Consider the following 21,744-nt stretch of genomic DNA (forward strand, 5'->3'; position numbering starts at 1 on the left):
ATGCAGCGCATTGCGACCGGCCAACTTGGCTGGGAGCCGCGTTCATTCTGGCGATTAACGTGGCCGGAAGTTCTGGCCGCAATTGAAGGGCGCACAGGTCGCCGTCTCAATGACATCATCACGCCGGAACGGGCTCGTGAAGTTGCCCGTTCCCATCCCCCTACAAAATCCATTCGGAGTAAGCCGCAATGAGTGCACGTGCCGATATTATGGCTTTTATCGGAGCGAATGCTCGTGGCTTTCACGATGCCATGCGTCGTGTGCGTGGAGATGCCAAAGATACGGCTCAAGACACTAAACGTGAATTTGCCAATCTGTCTGCCGGTATGGATCGCAGTTTCAATTTTTTGAAGTCATCTCTTGCGGGACTGGGTGTTGGTATCAGTCTCGCAGGCGCACAGCAGGTTATCAGCGATATTGCGTCCATTGATCGTGAAGCCAGGAGGGCTGGCGTTTCCATTAAAGCGTTTCAGGAAATGCGTTATGTGGCTGAGAAAAATCGCATCGATGTTGATGCGATGATTGACGGTCTCAAAGAACTCAGCCTGCGCGCAGATGAGTTTGCAGTGACCGGCAAAGGCTCGGCCTCGGAGGCTTTTAATCGTCTTGGTTTTGATGCCAGTGACGTTGCAAAAAGGCTGAAAGAGCCGTCGGAGCTATTTGTTGAAATTATAGGGCGTGTAAAGCAGCTCAACAAAGCCGCGCAAATCCGCATCATGGATGAACTTTTTGGCGGCAGTGCGGGCGAGCGCTTCGTGGAACTGATTGCGCAGGGCGAAGATGGAATCCGTCAGGCAATTCAAGAGGCTCATAACTTAGGCGTTGTCATCGAAGATGAATTGGTGAAACGCGCAGCTGATCTCGATCAGGAGTTTAATACCGTTGTCACAACGGTGAGCAACAACCTTAAACAAGCTGTAGTCAGTGTTGCATCAGAAGTTCGTTACATTCTCGATCTCTTTAACAATATCGAAAATCGCAGCATTTCCACGCTTGAACAGCAGCTTGCAGAAAAGCGCCGTGAGCGTGAATCGATGGATGCGGGTGGCGTTCGTGGCTTTGTGGCGCGTGGTCGCGATGGTGGGCGTATTCCGGTTGTTGAAGCGGAAATTGCGGCGCTGGAAAAGTTGATCGCTACAAAAAAGGAGGCTGCAAAGCCTCTTCAACCGCCTACTGATAAGCCGACTTTTACACCAATCGAAACGCTTGAGAAAACGACCAGAGCACGTAGGGCGGCGATTTCTGAAACAGATCGTCAGAAGAAAGCTGCTGATGAACTCATTCAATCGTTGGAGCATGAGCTTTCCATCATTGGATTGACTGCCGAACAGCAAAAGCTTTCGAATGAGCTTCGCAAGCTTGGTGCGGGCGCAACACAAGAGCAGAAAGACCGCATCACGGAACTTATAACCGTCATTGATGCACAGAAGGCGGCACAGGAGCGGGCAAACAAGGCGCAGCAGGATTTTATCGACGGACTTGATCAGCTTGGTTCTGACGCGGTTGACGCACTCGGTAACGTCATTGCCGGCACCGAAGATGCCGCTGATGCTTTCAAGAAACTCGCAATCGAAATTGTGAAATCCGCTCTGACAGGAAAAGGCGCTTATGCTGATTTCTTCAGCGGACTATTTGGTGGTGGCAGCGGAATTGGTCTTGGCGGCATGGTTGCAGGCTTATTTGGCTTTGGTGGTCAGAAGTCTATCGCCATGAACGGCGGCATCGGCCTGTATGCGAATGGTGGTATCAGCGACAAGCCAGCGATCTTTGGAGAAGCTGGTCCTGAAGCTGCTGTTCCATTGCCTGACGGCAGAAAAATTCCTGTAAACTTGCGTATTTCAGATCTGCCATCGTCCCCGCAATCTATGGACAGCGCCCCAGTCGTACATTTTGCACCGGTCTATCAGATAGATGCGAAAGGTGCGGACGCCAAAGCGGTTGAACGTCTTCAAGCCGGACTTGAAAAGACCAACCGCGAAATGCGTGCGACCGTCATTGAGACGGTGCGTAAGGCTCAATGCCAAAACGTAAAGCTGGCTTAATATGGCAATTACTTATCCATATGACATTCTCGCTAGCTTTCCGGGTTGGTCGACAGAGTTTGATTTGCTCTATCGGCAGGAGCAGAGCCGAACGGCGGGCGGAAAAACCTACGTTAAGGATCTTGGCTCACCACTGTGGCAAGGGTCGTATGTTTCTCAGTCTCTCTTGCCTAATGAGCTGGATGCATGGCGTGCACGTCTAAAACTGCTCGAAGGCGGACTGCAAGAATTTCTTGGTCGTCCGATCAGTCGATGTTTTCCTATCGCTCACCCGAATGGGTCAGGTGTAGGGGATGCATCCAATGTGACGCTTGGAACCATTGGTGAAGATTGCAAGACTTTGCGATTGAGTAATCGGCCTGCGGGCTATTCGCCAAGCATCGGTGATTATCTACAGCTTGGCCCGCGCAATTTGCATCAGATTGGCAATATCGACGGCCTGGATATTGAAGTCAGGCCGCATTTGTGGCCGGAAACCGTCATCGGCAATTCGGTGACAATTGTGCGACCATCGTGCCGCATGACCATTGTGCCGGGGTCAATCTCGACAACAGCTGAGCTGCAAACGGGGCGCGGCACTGTGTCGTTTCAGGCTATCGAAAGCCGCTGATTTATAGGGCAATCATGAGAAACATATCGGCTGAAAACCATGCGGCCTTGCTGGGCCGTATGCTGGTGGCGCGTGACTTCCTTTGGCTGGTTGCGCGCAATCGTCAGACAAATGCGCCTGAGACTGAGGGGCTGTGGTCTGACGTTGGAAATATTACTGCACCGATCACGCACCCCGACAGCGGCTTGCCCGTTACCCGTGAATGGTTTGGCACTGGCAGCCTGGTTGCGATTGATGACATTCCGCTTGTTGCCAATCTGTCCGTGCAGGAAGTCAATATCCGCATGTCGCAGGTGCATGAGGAAGTTGAGCGTATTGTTCGCGATTACGACTGTCAGCAAGCGCGTGTTGAAATCTATCGCGGCCTGTTTGATCCAAATTCCCGCCAACTGGTAGCGCCTGCGGAATGCCGCTTTATCGGCTTCGTCGATCGCATACAGATCAGCACGCCAAGCGAAAACGAAGACGGTGCTGTTATCATGACCTGCGTCAGTCACACGCAGGAATTCACCCGCTCTAATCCCGATACCCGGTCAGATGCAACGCAACGGCTAAGGCTCTCGACAGATGGCTTTTATCAGGATGCCGATACCGCCACAGAATGGGAAATCTGGTGGGGATCGGAAAAGGGTAAAGTACCGACACAAAAGAAGAAAAAGAAGTTTTTGGGGCTGTTCTGATGGGTGTTCGTTTGGCTCTGCCTTCAGATCGTGCTGCATGTGTCCAGCTTCTGCGATCCAGCCATAGTGCGGCTGGCTTCACGTTTCCATTTCAGGCGGCTTATGCAGCAAGCCTATTTGATCAGCACCTCGCATCACTGCAAGCGGTTGCACTTGTGCTGGGTGATGAGCCGCAAGGCATTCTTCTGGCTGCATGGTTCGAGCATCCTTTTGGGGCTGGCAGATACGCAAAAGAAACAGTCTGGTTTATCGATCCATCCGCACGCGGTCGCTCTGCGCTTTTAATGCTTGATGCGTATGAGGCTTGGGCGCGTGAACAATCCTGTACTGCAATCGGTATGGCGTCTCTCGCCAGCAATGATGTGTCCCGGATCTATGAGCGGCGCGGCTACCAGGCTGCGGAAACACATTTTCTTAAGCCGCTCTGAGAGAGCTTAATCTCAAGGTTACAACATGGCTATTTTTTCCGGCTTGCTGGCTATCGGCTCTGCTATCGGTTCGTTTATTGGTGGCCTTGGCGTTATCGGGTCATTTCTGCTTAAAACTGCTGTTGGTATTGGCGTTAATCTGCTTGCGCAGGCGGTTTCAGGAAAGCCCAAAGACCCGACGTTCTCTATCAACGGCACCTTGCAGGGCGGCGGTGACCTTCCGCGCTCTTTCATCATTGGCAGAACAGCAACGGCCGGTTCGCTTGTTTGGGCAAATACATGGGGCAAGGATGGCGACAGTCCGAATGCATACCTCACGCAGGTGATCGCTCTCTCCGATTTGCCGGTCAAAGGTCTGCTCAATGTTTGGGTGAACAATGAGAAGGTAACTCTTGATTTGAATACCCCGGATATGTCGTGGGGCTGGCAGGTCAAAGAATACCGCAAAAAGGGCGATAACCTCTGGGTCAAGTTTTACGATGGGACACAGACGGCAGCGGATAGTTTTCTCGTCAAAACCTGCTCAAACGGCAATCGTGCCTGGGGCGCCAATCGCGTCGGGCATGGTGTCGCTTATGTGATCGTTACGGCGCGCGTTTCCAAAAATATGTTTTCGGGCATTCCATCCTTCAAATTCGAGGTTGATGGCTATCCGATGTATGACCCATCACGCGATAGCAGCGTTGGCGGGGTAGGAACGCAGCGTTTGAGTGATCCCAGCACATGGGGCGGCGATGGTGATTATCTGCCTGCTGTGCAGGCTTACAACATGCTGCGCGGCATTTATCTTGATGGCAAGTGGTTCTACGGCGTGCAAGGCATGTCGGCGGCAAGACTGCCAGTCGCCAATTGGATTGCTGCGATTAATAAATGCCGTCAGGTTATTGGCTTTGAGCCACAATATCGGTCCGGCGGCGAGATTACGATTGATGCACCGCTCTCAGCAGCACTTGAGGCTATTAATACCACCTGTCAGGGCCGGATTTCAGAAATCGGTGGCGTCTATCATATGTATCTCGGTTCACCTGATGCGCCAGTGATCCACTTTACCGATGATGATATTCTTTCGACCGATGAACAGTCATTCTCCCCTTTTTTCGGGTTGGCGGATACGATCAACGGAATTTCTGTAACCTATCCGTCGCCAGATGATGGCTGGGTGATAAAGACTGCACCGCCACTCTATCGCACCGATCTTGAGGCGCGGCACGGCAATCGTCGCCTGATGGCATCGATTGAGCTGTCGTTTGTTTCTTATCCTGAGCAGGTGCAGCGCCTTCAAAAATCTGCATTGGAAGAAGGGCAGCGGGCGCGACGGCATACACACGTGCTGCCGCCTAAGTTTTGGGCTTACGCCGTTCCGGGTGTCGTTTTCGCCTGGACATCAAAGCGCAACGGCTATGTCAATAAACTGATGCGTGTTGATGGTGCTGCGGATCGGGCCAATCTCGACATTATGGTTGATCTGACAGAAGTCGATCCATCTGATTATGACTGGGATAGTGCTTCCGATTATAAACCACCGATTGATGGCGCTGTTGGGCCGATGCGTCCGCTGCCCCAGCCGATTGTTGATTTTTCAGCTGCGCCTGATGTGGCACAGGATGCACACGGCAACAATCGCCGCTGCGCAATCCTGCTTGGCTGGGATGGCACGAAAGAGGACATTGATTTTGTTCGCTTTGAAGTGCGTCTGGCGGCTGATCTGGGCGTTGTTTATTCCGGTCGGGCTGATGATGTTGAACGTGGCAGCATCAAGATTGCGCCGGGCATACTTCTGCCAAATACGGATTATGACGTTCGGGCGGTGTATGGCACTTTTGCAGGCAATCGCTTGTTTGAGTGGTCAGACTGGATCCGGGTGCGCACGCGTGACATTCGCTTAGGCCCACTCGATCTTTATCCAATCGGGGTAGACAGCTTCAATGAAGAGCTACGCAATATTCTCGTTCAAGAACAGCAGAATGCCCGACGCACCCGTGATGAGGTAACGCGTGTTTCGACTATCCTCGCTGAGGGGCTTGCCGACAATTCTATGCAAATGCAGGGCTTCCGTGAGGAAGTATTCCTCTCAATGGGGCAAGACAGGGCAGAGTATCGACGGCTTGTTCTTGCGGAAGTGAATGAGCGGCAGGCGCAGGTTACGGCAATTGAGCAGATCACTGCGCAAATGCAGAATAATATTGCTGATGTCACCACAATGTCGCAGGCAACGGCAACGGCAGTCTCTGCCATATCGGAAAGCGTTTCGCTCATCTCTGCACAGATGAACGGCATATCAGCTGATGGCTATTTCCGGGTGTATTCCGAGGTGGCGAGCGGCGGGGCTTTGTCTCGTGCAATCCTGAGCGTATCCACGACTATGGGTGGGCCTCCGGTAACCGGCGCTCTTATTCTTGAATCGATCAACGGTGATAAATCCCGCGTTATCGTTGATGGCGACGAGTTTTACATCACTGGCAGCGGTGCACGAGGTCGGCCCCTCGTGTTTAAAGACGGCGAACTGACGCTCACAGTCGTCAATGTTGGCACGGCTTATTTTGATGTTTTGCAGTCGCGCAATGGTGCTCTTTGTTTCCGTGGTTACGGCGACTTCGCAGATATACGGCTCTTCACGATAGCCGCTTGAGGAAATTCATATGAGTTATCTGGCTATCGGTCATAAGCCGGGCTCCGGTCCGGTCGTGAAGGTTATGCGCAATGACACCGACGATTTTAGGGAGGTGCCAAGCTCAAACTTTGGTGCCTTCCTGTTCAATTCAGAAAACCAAAACATTTCCTACATGAAAGAGCCGGGGGTTTTATCCGTCAATGCAGATAAATATCCTGCGCGAAGTGGGTATTTCGATTTCTACATCGCAGATGGGAGCAGCAATACCAATGCCAGGAAGTTCATCATAGCCAAGGGAACAGCGGGCGTAGGATATTTTGTTCCCCACTTTCTGATTGACAGAATGTTCCCCGGTGATTTTCCGCCTATTTTTGAGGCGAAAGTAAAAAGGCCGGATGGGCGTTTTCTTGGTCCGTCATTCAGTATTAACAATCAGTATCAGATCGGTATGCAATATCGTTCCCTGATTGCGAGAATGACCGTTCAAACAAATGGGCCATTTGACAGCTTTCAGAGTTCTCCGCCGGCTGCCGTGGCGCGCACCAATATTATTCCCTCATCTTACGGTTACGATGGCTGGAGTGGGCGGGTTACTTCCAGCCTTTCTCTACGACCTGAATATGACAATGCCGGATGGGAAACGCAGGCCGCTGATATTTACTACACATTTTGGGATCTGCCTGCTGATCAAACGCCAATTCCAAAACCGTCTGCCCCTGTTGTCAGCGGTCAGGAGGTTGTCCGGCTTGACAGCAAGGGGCTTATCATCGCCCGGCCCGGCTTTACCGTTGACGGATCGACAGGTCGCCAGCGCATCATTGACAGCACGCGCAACCCACCATTCTGCATTATGGCAGATGAAATCATGAATATTCCTGCGGGGGGCAGTTATTTTGTCCCGGCTCCATACGGTGTGGCTTTAACCGAGAGTATGTTTGTTGATATTATTGCCGGAATTGCAGGCCGCGATTACATCCTACCGATATTTGACAGGGAATTGCACAATACCAATCAGGATGTTTTGATCACATATCGGTTGGAGCGGGGTGGCGTCACGTTTTTCAATGAAAGCGCGAACGTGGCCGTTAATATCAGGTATCTTGTTTATTGTAATGATCTGATGCCTCCATCATCTGGGGGAAATCAGGTGATGCGGCGTGTCTTCAACGACATCCAGATAAAAAAGCCCGGATCGAGTGATACTACCCCGGCATTCAATGACATTCTTCTGGATACACGGTTTCCGGCAATGCAAATCCTGTCCGAGGCGTTCATTTCGGCTGATCAGTTTAATGAAAGCCCTGCGAACGCAATGTACGGGCAAGTTGCCAAAACCATTAATTTTAATGGTTCGGATATGCTGGTTTTTCCAAAGGTCGTGGGTGTGTTTCCGAATGTGCTGCGTCAGTCTTATGCCGCACTTTACAAAATTCCCAACGGCTCCGGTGGTTACGGCATCTCTAATCAGTCTGTTGTTTCCGTTCTCTATGAGAACAGCATGAAAGTTCATTTGTCACCCAGCCAAGCGACCGGCGTGCGTTGGACGGGTAGCAATAGTTGGAACTACGATCATTCTTTCGATGGGCCAATAGGGGTCCGTTACTACATCCTCGGCGTAGCGAAGCGCTAACTCAAAGGTAAATTGGCATGACAACACCCACGACAGAACAGTCGGCGGAACCCACTCGCACATATATTGATCCTGTCGCAATGGCGAATGAAGCGCGAGCTTTGAATGATTTCCTCATGACGCAAAGCCTGCAAAATGCCAACAACGTGGTTTTGTTGTTGCGCAGGATTAAAGAATTAGAGGCGGCGGCAGAAGAGCAAACCAACGTCCATGGCAGTGAAATGCAGCGCATCACTCAGGAGCGAGACCAGATGATGCAGATGTACGATAGTTCCCGCCAGAAAATCAAAGAAATCCAAGATAATACGCTGGATATTCAGCGTCAGCTTAATGATGCATTGGATGATAATGCAAAGCTAAAACAGGGGATGCGTGCTGCGCGAAAGGCTAAGGTCAATGGCTGATAACTTCGATAAGTTTTACCCTGATTGGGTTGTTGGTACGCTCACGCTCACATCTGGATCCCGGAATTTCGTTGCTACAGACGCGCAATTGTTGCTCGCTGGCATTCGCGAGGGTGATACGATCCTTACGCCGGGCGGCTTGGTACTTCCGATAGAAAGCATCAATGCTGACGGAAGTGGTGGCGTTCTCGCGCAAAATGCACCTGTGTCGGCGACATTTACGACGCGCATCCGGTTTCAGTCGGATAATTCTCGTTTTACCGGAATGTTGGCGGCTCTTGTAGCGCGAATGTCGGGTGGCAACTTGCAAGCGTTTGCAGGACTACTCGGTGCGCACGATAAAATGCCGATTTTCACAGGGCCCGGAACGCTCGGCCTTGTCGATAAAGGCGATCTAGGCATCCAAGATCCGAATGGCAGCCTTGAAAAGTTGGCGGCATTGACGCTTTCCGCACGGCAATTACTCCAAACCGATGACACAGGCGCGCTGAAAGCCATAGCGCTCTTAGCAAACAAAGCGCTTGTTACGGATGAAAATAAAGACCTTCAACAGATCGACCTTGGAACGCTCGGTCGTGCGTTGCTGGCGCTGACCGCAGGCACAAACGCGCAATACGTGCAGGGTGATGGGACGTTGCAGGAAAAATCCGCGCTGCCCGTAAGCACTCCCGTGCAGGCGGCTCTTGACGGGAAAGCTAATTTGTCAGGGGCAAATTTTAACGGCACTGTTTCTACTGCTGACAATTTTATAGCAGGTGGCAGCGCTCAAGGTAAACTGCGCATGAAGAATACTGCTGGTATTCAAGTTTTTGAACTCGGTGTCGCTGTAGGGACGGGTTACGGTGATGCTATAGGCTATTATACCAACATTTCTAGCGGTTCTCATTATTTCTACACGAATGGTGCAGAGAGATTGGTAGTACGCAATAACGGCACCGTAAGTGTAAACGGCGCTCTATCGAAAGGGTCTGGTACGTTTCTGATTGATCACCCGCTGGACCCGTATAATAAAAATCTGCGCCATGGGTTCGTCGAAAGCACTGAGTACGTCAACCTTTATCGCGGCATGGTCGATCTTGTTGACGGACGAATGACTGTTGATATTGACGCAGCTTTTGGCATGACAGACGGCACCTTCGCGGCGCTGAATGCTGACGTTATGGTTTCTTCATTGCAGAACCAGTACGGGCCGGAACGTGTGTGGGTTGAAGGACCTGCCGACAGTGGCAAGTTTACCATCATCTGCGAAGACGCAGAAAGCACAGCGACTATAGCATGGACGGTGACAGGTCGGCGCAATGATGCCTTTGTACTGTCCGATCTTGATCCAAACACTGACAGCGAAGGCCGGTTTGTCCCTGAGTTTGAGAAGGAGGACGCGTAATGAGCGCTACGAAGCAAGTTCCAGATATGTCCGGCGTTGGCAAGAAGGGCATGCCAATGCACTATCAGGCATTCGGCATTGAACCTCCTATGAAAACTGTTCCAGTCGAAAAGAATGAACCACAAACCTCACACCCCGGTCTTGATCCTGTTGATATCTATCGTATTGAAATTCAAACGATGATTGATGCAAAGGCGAGAGAACGGCAGTACGACAACGGTTCAACGTTGGCGAGCTATGTGAACTCGACAATTAAGCAATGGTCAATTGAAGCTCAGTCTTTTGTTGCTTGGCGTGATGCTGTTTGGCTCTATGCACTTTCAGAACTGGATAAAGTACAAAAGGGCGAACGTGGTCAGCCTACCATTGAAAAATTTATGGCTGAGTTGCCACCATTCCGGTGGCCATTGGCTTAAGCCACTCCGGCAACTTGATTTACCGCCCTGCCTTTGAGACAGTTCTGTACCGAAAGGTAACACAATGAATATGAAATTTTTCTAAAACCTCCTCTTGGTTGAGGCTCGTCGAGAACGTAGTCTATTGCGTAAACAGCTGGCTTAAATGCTGGCGACCACCTACCATGAGACCGTCCACACTATAAAGTCGACCCAGAAAACGGGCGGCGAAAACTATCTTCATTCCAAAAAATATTATCCGTATGTCGGCGTGGGGCTTTGTGCCGATCACGCGGGATTACAATTATGCGAGAGCTAGTCGACCACATGGCATCGACTTGTATAAGTAATCCCAAATTTCTGCTTGAGCCAAAGTGTGCCGCCCCAATCATCATAGTAGGCATGGTTGAAGGTTGGTTTGCTCCCGACAAGCAAGGGTGTCATGGTCTTAATCGGTACATCTAGCTTCAAAAATCAGGCTTCAAAGCCGCTCGTCAGATTGTCAACGGCACAGATAAAGATGTTATGTTTGCAAACTATGCACGTGAGTATGAGAAGGCATTATTTTCAGATGGTTATGGCATTTATCCGAGTGTCAATATGCGGTTTGACAGGTGCACGTCTATCATCTAGGTCAGTTTTAAACAGGAGATTTATATGTCAAGAAAAGCACGCGTTTTGGTGTTTGGAGGCTCTGGATTCATAGGCACCCATTTATGTAAACAGCTCTTGCAAGATGGGTATGAAGTTAGTGTGTTTAGCAGATCGCTACCTACGCAAATTGATAGCAGAATTGAATATATTCGGGGTGACTTCTCTGAAGCAATGAGCGTGCAAAATGCTGTCATTGGATACGATTACGTATTTCATCTGATACATGGGACGAACCCACCTAGCATCAATGCTGACATCGTGGGGGACATTCACAGAACTATTATTCCTACATTGTCATTGCTTGAGGCGTGTTCAGTCAACTCAATTAAAAAGATAGTATTTTTAAGTTCAGGCGGTACTGTTTATGGCAATAATGGAATGATAGCTTCTAGGGAAAGTGATCCCACTTTACCAATAAATGCTTATGGTGCACATAAGCTTCTGATTGAGAATTATTTTCGTATTTACGCTGGTTCAAAAAATTTAAATTACAATATAATTCGGCTATCAAATCCATACGGTTTATTTCAATCAATAAATAAAGGCGTTGGGTTAGTCGCTGCGGTAATTAACTCAATAAAAACCGGATCTCCACTAAACATTTACGGAGATGGGGAGATTCAAAGGGATTTCATTTATATTTCGGATGCTGTTCGGGCCATGTCGGCAGTTCTCGAATATTCAGGAGGTAGCAAAATATTTAATGTGGGTATTGGTAAAGGGAGGAGTATAATGGATGTAATATATTCGGTGGAGGAGGCAATGAACCAAAAAGTTATAAAGAATTATCTACCACCGCGGCAAATCGATGTTAGCAAAAGTATTCTTGATGTTTCTTTGGCGAGAACTGAACTAAACTGGCAGCCAGAGGTGGAGCTAGAAGAAGGAATTATGCAAATAGTCGGTAGAGATTAGCTGGCTTTTGGGAGAAGATAGCCGGGTTCTAGCAAAACCCGGCTTTATGGTTAAATTATTTTCTGATAAATTTTGCAACACTTCTACCGATGTATTTGAGGGTGGCGCGAATTCTTGGGAATTTAGAAAGAACGCCCGGAAAGCGTCTTACTATTCGCCAACTCCAACTATTCTCAATCAAACTCATCCGGTGGACTTCTGAGGACAATCGATCATTCTCCGCCTGGAGTTGTCTCCAGTTTGGCTGGATGAGTGCTCGCATTAATCCAAAGCGATTGTTGTCTGGTACAGATGGTATTGATTTAGAAATTCGCATCCAGGCATCGAACTCAGGGTAAGTTCTGAGCATTGAGTTTTTTCTGACACGATAAAGGATAAGTTCTTTTGGTATAACTAAAATTTTCTTTCCATTCGCTGCTAGCTTCAGGAATAGTTGCCAATCTTCCCACATAGCTTTTGAGGTTCCATCCCACCCGCCAAACTCTTTTAGTGTGGAAGTTCTATAGACTGCCATCGCATCGCCAAATACGTTATTAGTCATACCCATACCTATATCTGGTCCAATAGGTCTAAACGAATAATCAATCGTAGTGGTTTGTGCGGATTGCCAATCGTCTCCATCATGAAAGGCGCGTGTCCAGCATGTAACAGCATCAATTGTCGGATCTAAGTCCATCACCCTACATGCCAGCTGTAAGAAGCGATTGAGTAAAATATTGTCATTGTCATGCGCACATACATACTCCGTAGTGCAATCATTTAAACCAACATTCCGAGTTTGCGCTAATCCTAAATTTTCCGAGTTTCGAATTACCCGAATAGAAAGTTTATCAGCTTGTTTTATAGTCTCTAAGAGGGTGTTGTAATTTGGCTCGGAAGAGCAGTCGTCAATTACTAGAATGTGATCCGGCCTTCTGAATGAGTTTCCAAGACCGAAAAAAGCATCTGCAAGGAACAATTTTTCTCCATTGTAGTTCGGCATTATGACGGTTATTTCGCCAGATTCCGTTGCATACGGCCTTACAGAACTATTTTTTAGCTCATCTATAAAACTCATATAATTGTCTGAATGTATTTTATACATCTCTGACGTAAGTTCCTTGATGTCACGTATTAAGCAACAACGGTCCCAAAACGAAAGACTGATCGCTTTTTCGATCCCCTTAGCGAGGTCTGCGCTATTTGGGTTGCATAGAGTCCTGTCATGCAATTCGTTGGGGATCTGCTCAGGTATACCTCCTGCTCGATAAGCTAATAATTGACTGCCAGAAGACACGACTTCAAATAGAGACAATGGATGATTGTCCCCTTTGTAGGGTAAGACAACTAGTGAGCGCTTGGATAAATCATCAAGGATTTTGAGAACTTCACTATGAGGAAATACGCCATAAGAAATCTTCACTTCAGGAAAATCAAACAAGCGTGGATCAGGTGATGTCGACCCTAAAATTACTATTTCTCTAATTTGGTGCGTGCATGGTTTTGTTCTATCGCTGAGCAAATTGACAACAGCATCGCAAAAATCAAAGTACCCTTTTTGTTTCGTATGCTTTCCATAAAATACTATAGTGTCAATTTTAGAGTATTGTGTATCTATTATTGGAGATTCCGAAATATAGATTGGGTAGGGCTGAAGTCTGTGATTAGATATGTCGAGTTGTCCAGTTTCGATGTACAGATCACGCAGGAATTTTGAAGGAAACGCTACTACGTCAGCAAGTTCCATGCTGATCCTCTCGCGTACATCTATCTCCAGTTCGCGGTAGCGATTGATGTTCTGCGCGGCATTATCAAGATAAAGGTGACTACCATGTGCATAAGCTAATATGCATACGCTCTCAGGAATTAGACGTGCACGTTTGGCTTGGGCAATAACTGCTCCTATGCCAGAAAAATCCTGATATTCGATTAGCTTGATTTGATCGTAAAGAAAAATCGCTGCTAAGGTGGCTTCTAAAATTTCATCGTGTCGATAATGGCTCGCCTCATGGAGCGTTGCAGTAGAATTTCCGCACATTAATGAGACGTGCATCCACCTATTTTTTGCACAAAATTGAGACCAATCTGAGGGAAGCCCATGACCACCGACAAACAATATAAGACGAGGCAGTCCGGTAATCTGTTCTGAGACTTTATAGTAAGTTCCAATTCCTCCTGTATATAGCGCTTGAGAATGTTCTGTTGTAACGACTAAATGGTCACTTGGAGCCGGTAGGGACATTTCCTCCAAGATTTTTCTATGAGCCTTTTCGCTGCAGGAAAGTTCGACCAAAATCGTTCGATCTAGCTCATCAAATTGGTTCTCTGGAACATATTTTATGTCTTCAACAACGAAGCAACCAGACTTTAAAGATCGCTCCAACTCTACGGCCGTCCATTGACGCACATGCGTAGGATTATCTGGAAGAGAGGATGACAACTTACCGTCGATGCGATCTCTATCTGGGGTAGAGAGTACAAGTCGATTATTGGGATGACATTTTAAAAGTGAACGGAGAACTCTTAGTATCATCCGTGGATCTTCTAAATGCTCGATTACATCAGATAAAATAAACGTTGTTGGTGTGTTATCTGAGAATCTCTTACAGAGATTTTCAAGATCTAGTACGTCTTCAAAATTCGCTTTAACAAATTCTGGCATTTTAACATCTGACTGCTTTTCCCGATTGTCTGTCCAATCAACCTGGAAAAGCTCGATATCGATGTCATTAAAAAAGGTAATTAGCTTCTGGCCGGCGCCAGCACCAATGTCAACGACACGCTGCGCGTTGGTTCTTTCAGCTATTATTCTGGCGTTATGATACACCATACCCTGCCATATAACGGTTTGATCAGAGTATTCCCGTGTTATGTCGACTAGCCTCCGAGATGCTCCACCCGCACCAAAATTTTCAGAAGTACACCATTCATTTTTGAAAGGTACGGACTGAACATTCGTTGTGGCCATCATTTTTTCCTATTTTGTAGTTCGATTACTATTTATTCGCTTAACATGAGACTACTAATCACGCCAATGCTCTACGCACTTAAAACTGAACCGTTTATCATTAGAGTTTGCCGCGCCTTGCGTTGAGCCGTTTATTTTAAAATAAAAAAGGTCCCAGTCCTCGAATACATTTGCACGAACCTTTCTAGAGAAAGGTGGCACGTCAACTAATAACAATGAGGCCAATATGGCTTACGTTTTGCAACCAAGTTCACACTTCCCTCACGGTCAATGTCTACATTTAACTTATATATAGATAGAACGTAGATATGGAGGAGTGCCATCCATAATTGAAAGCTAGTATGTCTCACCTCTTTCAGGATTAATCACGAAGATAAGTTTCTTATCGATGATTAGCACAGGTGGAATAATCTTCAATGACGACAGATTATCCTCAATTGCATCGCATTCCTCTGGGGCGCACGATCTGGTTTCAAGCTCAAACTGTTTATAGAGAAAATTCCGCAGGTGCCGATTGCTATGAAACCACTCTGTTTCCCTGTTTTTCTTAAGGTCGCCAAAGAGAATAATCCCGTCATATTTACCTTGGTTTTCAGAGGCCGCTATAGATATAGTTTGTCCAATAAACTCTGCGTATGGGAACAATCTCGAATAATGCGAGTAATGGTTTATCCATGCCGTTACTCCCATAAAAAGGGGAACTAGCGCAAACACCATTCCAACTGTTCGCATTCTGTTATTATAAGCGAGAAATAGTATAGGTGCCACAAGGGCAGCCCAAACCCATAGAGATGTTCTAGAAGGTAAATCAAGCCCCGCTATAATGGAAGAAGAGGCCTCCATGCCAACAATGAGAACAGAGCCAAACAATATATTGATACACTCGCGAGGCTTTGTTTTTGAAAGAAGGCAGAGTGCGTAAGAAAGGGCGGAAACGATAGCTAGAGGCCACAACGGCAGCAAATCCACCCAGAATTGAGCATATCTATGGAGATTAAATAGGAAGTCTCCGTTAGGGAATAACGGTGTCGGGTGCCTCCAACCGGACACCGTTATACCGAAATTCTTATGGAAAACGTAATTTAGACTGAAAATTATAACAATCCCGGCAGCATATGAGAATATGTATAATGAAATTGTTTTGATAAAATCAATAGATGACAGTTTTTTAAACGATAGATATATAACAAAAATAAGGGGTGCGTAGGCGGGATACGTTAAAAGACAGCTTACGACAGAGGCAAAAACAACAAGATTCCTAGTAAGTGCGCTTTTTATATAGTATATAGCTAAGGAAAATAAAATAAGTATTATAATGCTTGATGACTGGGTGACAGGCCATGTCGAGAGGCTAGCTGAAGCTGGGGAAACGTAGAAAACTAAAGCTGCCAATAGAGCAACTCGCTTAGCATATATTTGGGATATGGCAAGAGAAGATGCAATAGATAGTGATACAAACAGATAAACTGCACCTTTAATGCTCAACCCCATGGTGAGCAATGACCAAGGGTAGTTCAGCCACCTACCTTCGGTAGACGCCTTTGACCACGGCGTTTCAAAGCCTTGCCCGAAGGATGGAGATATCAGCCAATCAAAATCGTCATGAGATATGAATGGGTTTGTTAATTGACCAACGTATAGATTGAGAAACAAAATCAGCGCTGATGCACTTAGAATAATCAGCGTTGTGTTCATCGAACTGAAATGAGCATCAGATTTTAACGGCAGATTTTCAGTCTTCATTTCTAAACACCCAATACCGCGAAAGAATGAAAAAAAGCATTGTGTACGAAGCCATTGCTAACAGCTGAGGTACTAATACTTGGTATTTTGACAGAGGCAATGTTAGATGCAGGATGAAAACGTTTAAGGCATAACAGATACCGAAAGAGACCAGAAAGCGGACAGATCTTGTCAAGTTGGCATTGGACTTGAATGTCCATTTTATATTTCCGAAGTAGCTGTTCACGAGACCTACGGCATAACCAATGGCGTTGGCAACGAATGGTGAGGCGCCAAACCAAGTCATAACAGAAATAATTAGAAGTGTAATGAACGTGTTTAGCAGGCCGACAAGCCCAAACCGTCCGAACTGAATTATCACATTCATCTCGTTTCCGTCAGATTTCGTTTGATGCCGCTTCTGACAGTTGTTAAGCCACGTATCAAGTGAATTTCGAGGCTTGCTATGATTTCTGTTTCAATTGTTGTGCCAGTTTATTCCGGGGAACGTTATCTGCGCCAGCTTTGCCAGCGTGTCTCGGTTGTTCGTTCTAGAATTATTAATGCGTCCGCACCATTTCAGGTGACTGAATTGATCTTTGTAGATGATGGGGCGAGAGATGGATCCGGGGCAATCATTGATGATCTTGGGTTGGAATACGATTGGGTAAAGCCATGCCATCTGTCGCGGAATTATGGGCAGCATGCTGCTACTGTGGCCGGGATTATGAAAAGCTCAGGAGACTGGGTCGTGACGATGGATGAAGATTTACAGCACCCGCCAGAAGAAATAGAGGGCTTGTTGGCTAAGGCAGTAAAGCTAGGCTGCGATGTCGTTTATGCGAATCCAGAAGAGGCCGTTCACCAGAGCTTTATGCGAGACTGGACATCGAAAACATTCAAGTTACTGATGGTCAAGCTGAGTGGAAATCGAAATATTACAGTGTTCAATAGCTTCAGGCTTATTCGTGGATGCATAGCCCGTGATGCGTCTCAAGCTTGCGGGCACAGCACCTATTTCGACATGATTCTTTCTTGGTTCACACAGCGCGTTTCGAACGTCACGATGCTTCTAAAAGACGACCGGTATATCGAGACCGGAAAGAGTGGCTACAGCCTAAAGAGCTTGTTCAGTCATGCGCGTCGCCTCTTGTTCTCCACGCAAGTTAAGGCTTTGCGCATTGGTAGCGCTATCGGTGGCTTGGCTGTTTGCCTTGCGTTTCTTTTCTCCTTGGTGGTGATTGTCGCCAAACTGATTGACCCTTCGATCATTCCAGTAACGGGTTGGGCGTCATTGATGATTACAATCATGTTCTTCAGTGGGGTATCGATCTTTCTGACGGGATTGGTTATCGAGTACATCTCAATCCTCGTCATGGATACTCACGGCAAGCCGTTATACAACTTTGTCGATCGGAGCTCGGACAAGGTGTTGGCGGAGTACTTCCGGGACCTTCGAGCGGCTGAGAAAGAAGAGAAGGCCGTTTGATACATCGGTAAGCAATGAAATCGCTGCAACATTTGAAACGCAGCCCATATGTAGGAAATGTCGGAAAATCAAGGAATTAGTCTCGAAATTCCTCTTAAGTCAGCGTCAACCGTATAAAAATTGAGATTTTAACATCCAAATAAATCCGACCGAAACGACACCGATTACAATGGCCGATACAAAAGCCGTTCACCCAAAACATAATCTGCCCCTTTGATTGACCTGCGCTAACCAGTCCGAAGAAACATGCCATATGACAAGCCGCCTTTGAGGCGGTTTTTTATTGTATAAAAATACCCAGACTTGCAGGTCGTGCCGGGGCTGCGCATTCTTGAGTTTGGGGACAAAATCACACCCAACCATAATCTCATAAGAATAGGAAAACACAATGAATATGCACCTTGGCGATACCCGCCTCTTGATTGAGGCTGGTCGAGAACGCGGGCTATTGCGCAATCAAATGGCGTATGTGTTGGGCACTGCGTACCATGAGACGGCCCATACGATGAAGCCAATCAATGAGATGGGCGGCGACAAGTATCTGCGTTCAAAGAAATACTGGCCTTATATCGGTCGCGGCTACGTTCAAATCACTTGGAAGGTGAATTACGAAAAGGCTGGTAAGATTCTGGGCATGGATTTCGTGTCAAAGCCTGAATTACTGCTCAAGCCTGAATATGCGGCACCCATTATCATTGCTGGCATGGTCGAAGGTTGGTTCACTGGCAAGAAGCTTTCCGATTACATCACTCTGCAAAAATCCGACTTCAAAGGCGCACGACGGATCGTCAACGGAACTGACAAGGCCGAACTGATTGCAGGTTATGCGCGTGAGTATGACAAGGCATTGCTTGCAGAAGGCTATGGCGTTGATCAGGAGATCAAGGCCAAGACGGACGATGTTCTGCCGGAACCGGTTGTTGAAAAGCCAGTCGCGAAAACAACCCGCTTCTGGACTTGGTTGACTGCCGCAGCACTCCCCGCCGTTGGCCTGCTCGACTGGAGAGCACAGCTTATCTCAGTGGTTGTCGTGGCCGCTCTTGCAGTCTGGGCGATCTATTCTATGCCACAGATTAAGGCCAAGCTTGAAAAGCTGGTAGATGCGATATGAGTGCAGTCTGGGCCTTAATCCCGAACTGGTTGAAGATGACCGCCGCCGCTGTTTTGGCGGCATTTTTGTGTCTGGCTGCTGGGTATTTGGCTGGCACGCGTGACGGTCGATCCAGTGTCGAAATCAAAATCGAAAGGCAGAACAATGAAGCGACTGAGAAAGCCTTTGGTGCTGCTCTCTTTTATGATCAGTGCATTGACGCTGGCGGGGTGTGGACATTCAGGACCGGCAAATGTGAGCGGCGTCCGTCGCGTGCTTGGAACTGATTTGCTCGGCGCACGTGGCGCAACTGACGCGGATCAGCGAAAGATAGACCGCACAATCGTTCGAGGCTGCGCCGGTGGCGTCTGGTCGAAAGATGAATGCGCAAAGCATGATAAGAAATGAGGATGCATTTTTAATGGGTGAAGACATTAAATGGCTGATCGGAACAGCGATCACTCTCTGCCTTTTTTTCGGCGGGGCGCTGCTGACGGCGTTTCGTTCCCTTTCGTCGTCCATCAAGGTCGGCGATGATCAATTGCATGATCGCGTAAATCGAGTACGTGATGAGTATGTCAAGCGAGTTGATTTAGACGATCACGTGCGGCAGTTGCGCGAAGGTATGAAGGAAATGCGTGACGAAACGCGCGAAGGCTTGAAAGAGACAAATAAGCGCCTTGATCAGGTGCTTGCCGTCTTGGCGCAAGATAAGAAATGATAAAACCGTCCCCATCGATGGGGCCTTTTCCATTTAAATTTTGCCAGTCTATGTTGATAAAATGGTTTCCAAATCAGCTGAAGCACGAATCAAGACTACCTTTCAGGAGGCAAGGCGAGTTGAGCAGAGCAAGCAGCAAGAATATCAACGTAGGATGTCACGAGGGAATCGACCCGAATGTACGGTAGGCCGAAAATATACATAACAGGCGCTTCCTGTTCTGGTGTCTCTACGCTCGGTTCGGCGTTGTCAAAATTGTACGAAACACCGCAAGTTGACGTTGATGATTTCTACTGGATGCCGACCGATCCGCCGTTCAGCGTGAAACGCCCATTTGAGGAGCGGGTGCGCCTGATCGCCGAACGGCAAAGTACAGCTGACGGGTGGATATTGACCGGCTCCTTCATCGGCTGGGGAGAAGCCCTGATCCGTGACGTCGATCTGATTGTCTTTCTTTACACACCTTCCGCCATCAGACTGCAACGTCTCGACCAACGAGAGGCGGCGCGCCACGGTGATCGCATTCGCCCCGGTGGCGACATGCACGAAGCGCATTTAGCATTTCGGGAATGGGCATCAGGTTATGATGACCCCGACTTTGCCGGGCGGAATCTCGCTCAACATGAACGCTGGCTTGGCCAGCAAACGGCTCCGACTCTTACACTGCAAGGCGAGAAGCCAACAGATGAGCTGGCAGGTGCGGTATACAACGAATTTGAGCGCATCCTTAAGAGGGCGGCAGGTTAACTGCGTTGGATATGTCGTGAGGTTTTTGATAGTGTTTATGCGGCATTTCCAAGTTGTTTGACTTTGAAATCTGCTTTGACGGAATTGAGGTGTTGTTTATTAGCAATTCTTCAAAAGGCATAGTGAGCTCTGCCTGCATTCATTTGAGCAATATCAAATCGCAAGCAAGATGGACGATTCCCATGAAAGCGGAGAGCGTTTTCTCGCATCGCGGTGCGATCCTGCTGAAATTTTTGATTCTGTTGAAGAAGCATTCAATCTGATAGCGCTCCTTGTAGAGTTCCAATTTATTGTAGGTATGAAACAAGTCGGAAAATATATCCACATAACGCGCCACATTATGCGCCACATAGTTATCAAGAAAGATGCTGAAAGCCCGTAAAATATGGGCTTTATAGATAGCGGTGAAGCGACCCGTCCGTACCATCTAATCTAAAATCACATTAATTCTGGGTCTTTACGCACTATTTTGAGTGTAACGTTTCTGTTTGGAACCAAATCCTCCATTGATCATTGGCCTATTGTATAGGTTTCGAGGCAGGAGGAGGTTTGATCCGTGAAACAGCTAAACCCGGATGAAGCAAGGCAGGGCCGGGAGGGGAAGCCGGTTCTTATCATTTTGCTGATCAGTCTTGCTGCGGCTGCGGTAGTCTGGGTGCTCGTTGAAATATTTGGCAGCGTCATTGCGCCTGAAGTGCCCTCCAACAGTGAGCGTTCCGTTTCTCCTGCTGCAACGCAAACTAAGCCGCCAGCATCAGCAGAATGATCCGAGCAGATATCTGCCGTCTTTTGAGGACGGCTTAGTGATTGCTCGATGAGCCATGAAAAAGTGTTGCCGAATAAACCGTGTTTTGAGCTTGAAAGTTATCTTGATAATTTCCAATGCAATTTTCAGAGAGCACAAAAATTGCATTGAAAGTATGTGGGCTCGTAGTGGCAACGCCAAGTTTATATTTTTTGAAACGTGCTCAACTGTTCTCTAAGGCGCGCAAGATTGCGTCCTTTAAGTTGAGGCGATGTTTGCGTAGATTTGTTTCCTCTTCTTCGCTGACCGGCGAAATTCTGGTTTCGGCGCGATGAATACGGTCGTTGACTGAGTCGTATTCTTCAAGAATGCGCGCAAATTTTGGGTCTGCACTTTTTAAAGCATGGATGGCGCTGAGCTTGTCAGGAAATTCTTCACCCAGTGTATGTGGAGTGTTGGACATGATTTTCTCCTTTTATGAAGGCACTTTGGCAACAGGGAAATGAAGTATCATTGATTCCGATCAATAT

The 21,744-nt window shown here is 47.7% G+C and carries 21 protein-coding genes and 1 pseudogene; 17 read left to right on the plus strand and 5 right to left on the minus strand.

What is annotated here, in order from left to right; all coding sequences use genetic code 11:
* The 11 genes from ABE530_RS05215 to ABE530_RS05265 all read left to right on the plus strand — a co-directional run bounded on the left by ABE530_RS05215 (window position 1) and on the right by ABE530_RS05265 (window position 11,753).
* Entirely contained in the window at window positions 1–192 is a 192-nt protein-coding gene (locus ABE530_RS05215) for a phage tail assembly chaperone (protein ID WP_499693833.1), read from the plus strand.
* On the plus strand, window positions 189–2,042 hold the full coding sequence (locus tag ABE530_RS05220; RefSeq protein WP_499693834.1) for a hypothetical protein: 1,854 nt from the start codon (window positions 189–191) through the stop codon (window positions 2,040–2,042). Before ABE530_RS05215 ends, ABE530_RS05220 begins: the two co-directional genes overlap by 4 nt.
* 1 nt (window position 2,043) lies before the next feature.
* A complete protein-coding gene (locus ABE530_RS05225; RefSeq protein ID WP_499693835.1) occupies window positions 2,044–2,652 on the plus strand; it encodes a hypothetical protein in 609 nt (202 codons plus the stop codon).
* 14 nt (window positions 2,653–2,666) lie between these two features.
* Window positions 2,667–3,332: a hypothetical protein gene (locus tag ABE530_RS05230; RefSeq protein WP_499693836.1), complete on the plus strand. Its 666-nt coding sequence runs from the start codon at window positions 2,667–2,669 to the stop codon at window positions 3,330–3,332.
* Window positions 3,332–3,760, plus strand: a complete 429-nt coding sequence (locus tag ABE530_RS05235) for a GNAT family N-acetyltransferase (protein WP_499693837.1) — start codon at window positions 3,332–3,334, stop codon at window positions 3,758–3,760. The genes ABE530_RS05230 and ABE530_RS05235 overlap by 1 nt, the downstream gene beginning before the upstream one ends.
* Window positions 3,761–3,785: 25 nt before the next feature.
* On the plus strand, window positions 3,786–6,389 hold the full coding sequence (locus tag ABE530_RS05240; protein WP_499693838.1) for a methyl-accepting chemotaxis protein: 2,604 nt from the start codon (window positions 3,786–3,788) through the stop codon (window positions 6,387–6,389).
* Between the two features lie 10 nt (window positions 6,390–6,399).
* Window positions 6,400–8,001, plus strand: a complete 1,602-nt coding sequence (locus tag ABE530_RS05245) for a hypothetical protein (RefSeq protein WP_499693839.1) — start codon at window positions 6,400–6,402, stop codon at window positions 7,999–8,001.
* Between the two features lie 17 nt (window positions 8,002–8,018).
* Window positions 8,019–8,405, plus strand: a complete 387-nt coding sequence (locus ABE530_RS05250; RefSeq protein WP_499693840.1) for a hypothetical protein — start codon at window positions 8,019–8,021, stop codon at window positions 8,403–8,405.
* Entirely contained in the window at window positions 8,398–9,789 is a 1,392-nt protein-coding gene (locus tag ABE530_RS05255; RefSeq protein ID WP_499693841.1) for a hypothetical protein, read from the plus strand. The genes ABE530_RS05250 and ABE530_RS05255 overlap by 8 nt, the downstream gene beginning before the upstream one ends.
* Window positions 9,789–10,205, plus strand: a complete 417-nt coding sequence (locus ABE530_RS05260; protein WP_499693842.1) for a hypothetical protein — start codon at window positions 9,789–9,791, stop codon at window positions 10,203–10,205. The genes ABE530_RS05255 and ABE530_RS05260 overlap by 1 nt, the downstream gene beginning before the upstream one ends.
* Before the next feature lie 636 nt (window positions 10,206–10,841).
* Window positions 10,842–11,753 carry an NAD-dependent epimerase/dehydratase family protein gene (locus ABE530_RS05265; RefSeq protein ID WP_499693843.1) on the plus strand — a complete coding sequence of 304 codons (912 nt, stop codon included), beginning with the start codon at window positions 10,842–10,844 and terminating at the stop codon, window positions 11,751–11,753.
* A gap of 55 nt (window positions 11,754–11,808) precedes the next feature.
* On the opposite strand, the gene ABE530_RS05270 is transcribed toward ABE530_RS05265, so the two are convergent.
* The 3 genes from ABE530_RS05270 to ABE530_RS05280 form a co-directional block, all read right to left on the minus strand.
* A complete protein-coding gene (locus ABE530_RS05270) occupies window positions 11,809–14,700 on the minus strand; it encodes a glycosyltransferase (protein WP_499693844.1) in 2,892 nt (963 codons plus the stop codon).
* A 336-nt stretch (window positions 14,701–15,036) separates the two neighbouring features.
* Complete coding sequence (locus tag ABE530_RS05275) at window positions 15,037–16,443, minus strand: hypothetical protein (RefSeq protein ID WP_499693845.1); 1,407 nt, start codon at window positions 16,441–16,443, stop codon at window positions 15,037–15,039.
* The gene (locus ABE530_RS05280; protein ID WP_499693846.1) at window positions 16,433–16,810 is read right to left on the minus strand and encodes a GtrA family protein; all 378 of its coding nucleotides are present in this window, start codon (window positions 16,808–16,810) and stop codon (window positions 16,433–16,435) included. Before ABE530_RS05280 ends, ABE530_RS05275 begins: the two co-directional genes overlap by 11 nt.
* A gap of 78 nt (window positions 16,811–16,888) precedes the next feature.
* Here ABE530_RS05280 and ABE530_RS05285 point away from each other — a divergent pair, with 78 nt between their 5' ends.
* The 5 genes from ABE530_RS05285 to ABE530_RS05305 all read left to right on the plus strand — a co-directional run bounded on the left by ABE530_RS05285 (window position 16,889) and on the right by ABE530_RS05305 (window position 20,469).
* Complete coding sequence (locus ABE530_RS05285; RefSeq protein WP_499693847.1) at window positions 16,889–17,911, plus strand: glycosyltransferase family 2 protein; 1,023 nt, start codon at window positions 16,889–16,891, stop codon at window positions 17,909–17,911.
* A gap of 388 nt (window positions 17,912–18,299) precedes the next feature.
* Window positions 18,300–19,022 carry a glycoside hydrolase family 19 protein gene (locus ABE530_RS05290; RefSeq protein ID WP_499693848.1) on the plus strand — a complete coding sequence of 241 codons (723 nt, stop codon included), beginning with the start codon at window positions 18,300–18,302 and terminating at the stop codon, window positions 19,020–19,022.
* A gap of 144 nt (window positions 19,023–19,166) precedes the next feature.
* Window positions 19,167–19,409 carry a lipoprotein gene (locus tag ABE530_RS05295; RefSeq protein ID WP_499693849.1) on the plus strand — a complete coding sequence of 81 codons (243 nt, stop codon included), beginning with the start codon at window positions 19,167–19,169 and terminating at the stop codon, window positions 19,407–19,409.
* Window positions 19,410–19,422: 13 nt separating this feature from the next.
* Complete coding sequence (locus tag ABE530_RS05300; RefSeq protein ID WP_499693850.1) at window positions 19,423–19,722, plus strand: hypothetical protein; 300 nt, start codon at window positions 19,423–19,425, stop codon at window positions 19,720–19,722.
* A 177-nt stretch (window positions 19,723–19,899) separates the two neighbouring features.
* Window positions 19,900–20,469 (plus strand): ATP-binding protein, encoded by a 570-nt coding sequence (locus ABE530_RS05305; RefSeq protein ID WP_499693851.1) that lies wholly within the window; start codon window positions 19,900–19,902, stop codon window positions 20,467–20,469.
* Between the two features lie 139 nt (window positions 20,470–20,608).
* Here the strand turns inward: ABE530_RS05305 and ABE530_RS05310 are convergent.
* A pseudogene (locus ABE530_RS05310) lies at window positions 20,609–20,769 on the minus strand (IS5-like element IS711 family transposase); the annotation flags it as partial.
* Between the two features lie 256 nt (window positions 20,770–21,025).
* Here ABE530_RS05310 and ABE530_RS05315 point away from each other — a divergent pair.
* A complete protein-coding gene (locus tag ABE530_RS05315) occupies window positions 21,026–21,235 on the plus strand; it encodes a hypothetical protein (protein ID WP_499693852.1) in 210 nt (69 codons plus the stop codon).
* A gap of 202 nt (window positions 21,236–21,437) precedes the next feature.
* Here ABE530_RS05315 and ABE530_RS05320 read toward each other — a convergent pair whose 3' ends face one another.
* The gene (locus tag ABE530_RS05320; RefSeq protein ID WP_265984388.1) at window positions 21,438–21,677 is read right to left on the minus strand and encodes an HP1242/YdcH family protein; all 240 of its coding nucleotides are present in this window, start codon (window positions 21,675–21,677) and stop codon (window positions 21,438–21,440) included.
* Window positions 21,678–21,744 lie beyond the last annotated feature (67 nt).

The sequence above is a fragment of the Brucella sp. TWI559 genome, assembly GCF_039674265.1.
GTDB classification, from domain to species: Bacteria; Pseudomonadota; Alphaproteobacteria; order Rhizobiales; family Rhizobiaceae; genus Brucella; species Brucella chromiisoli.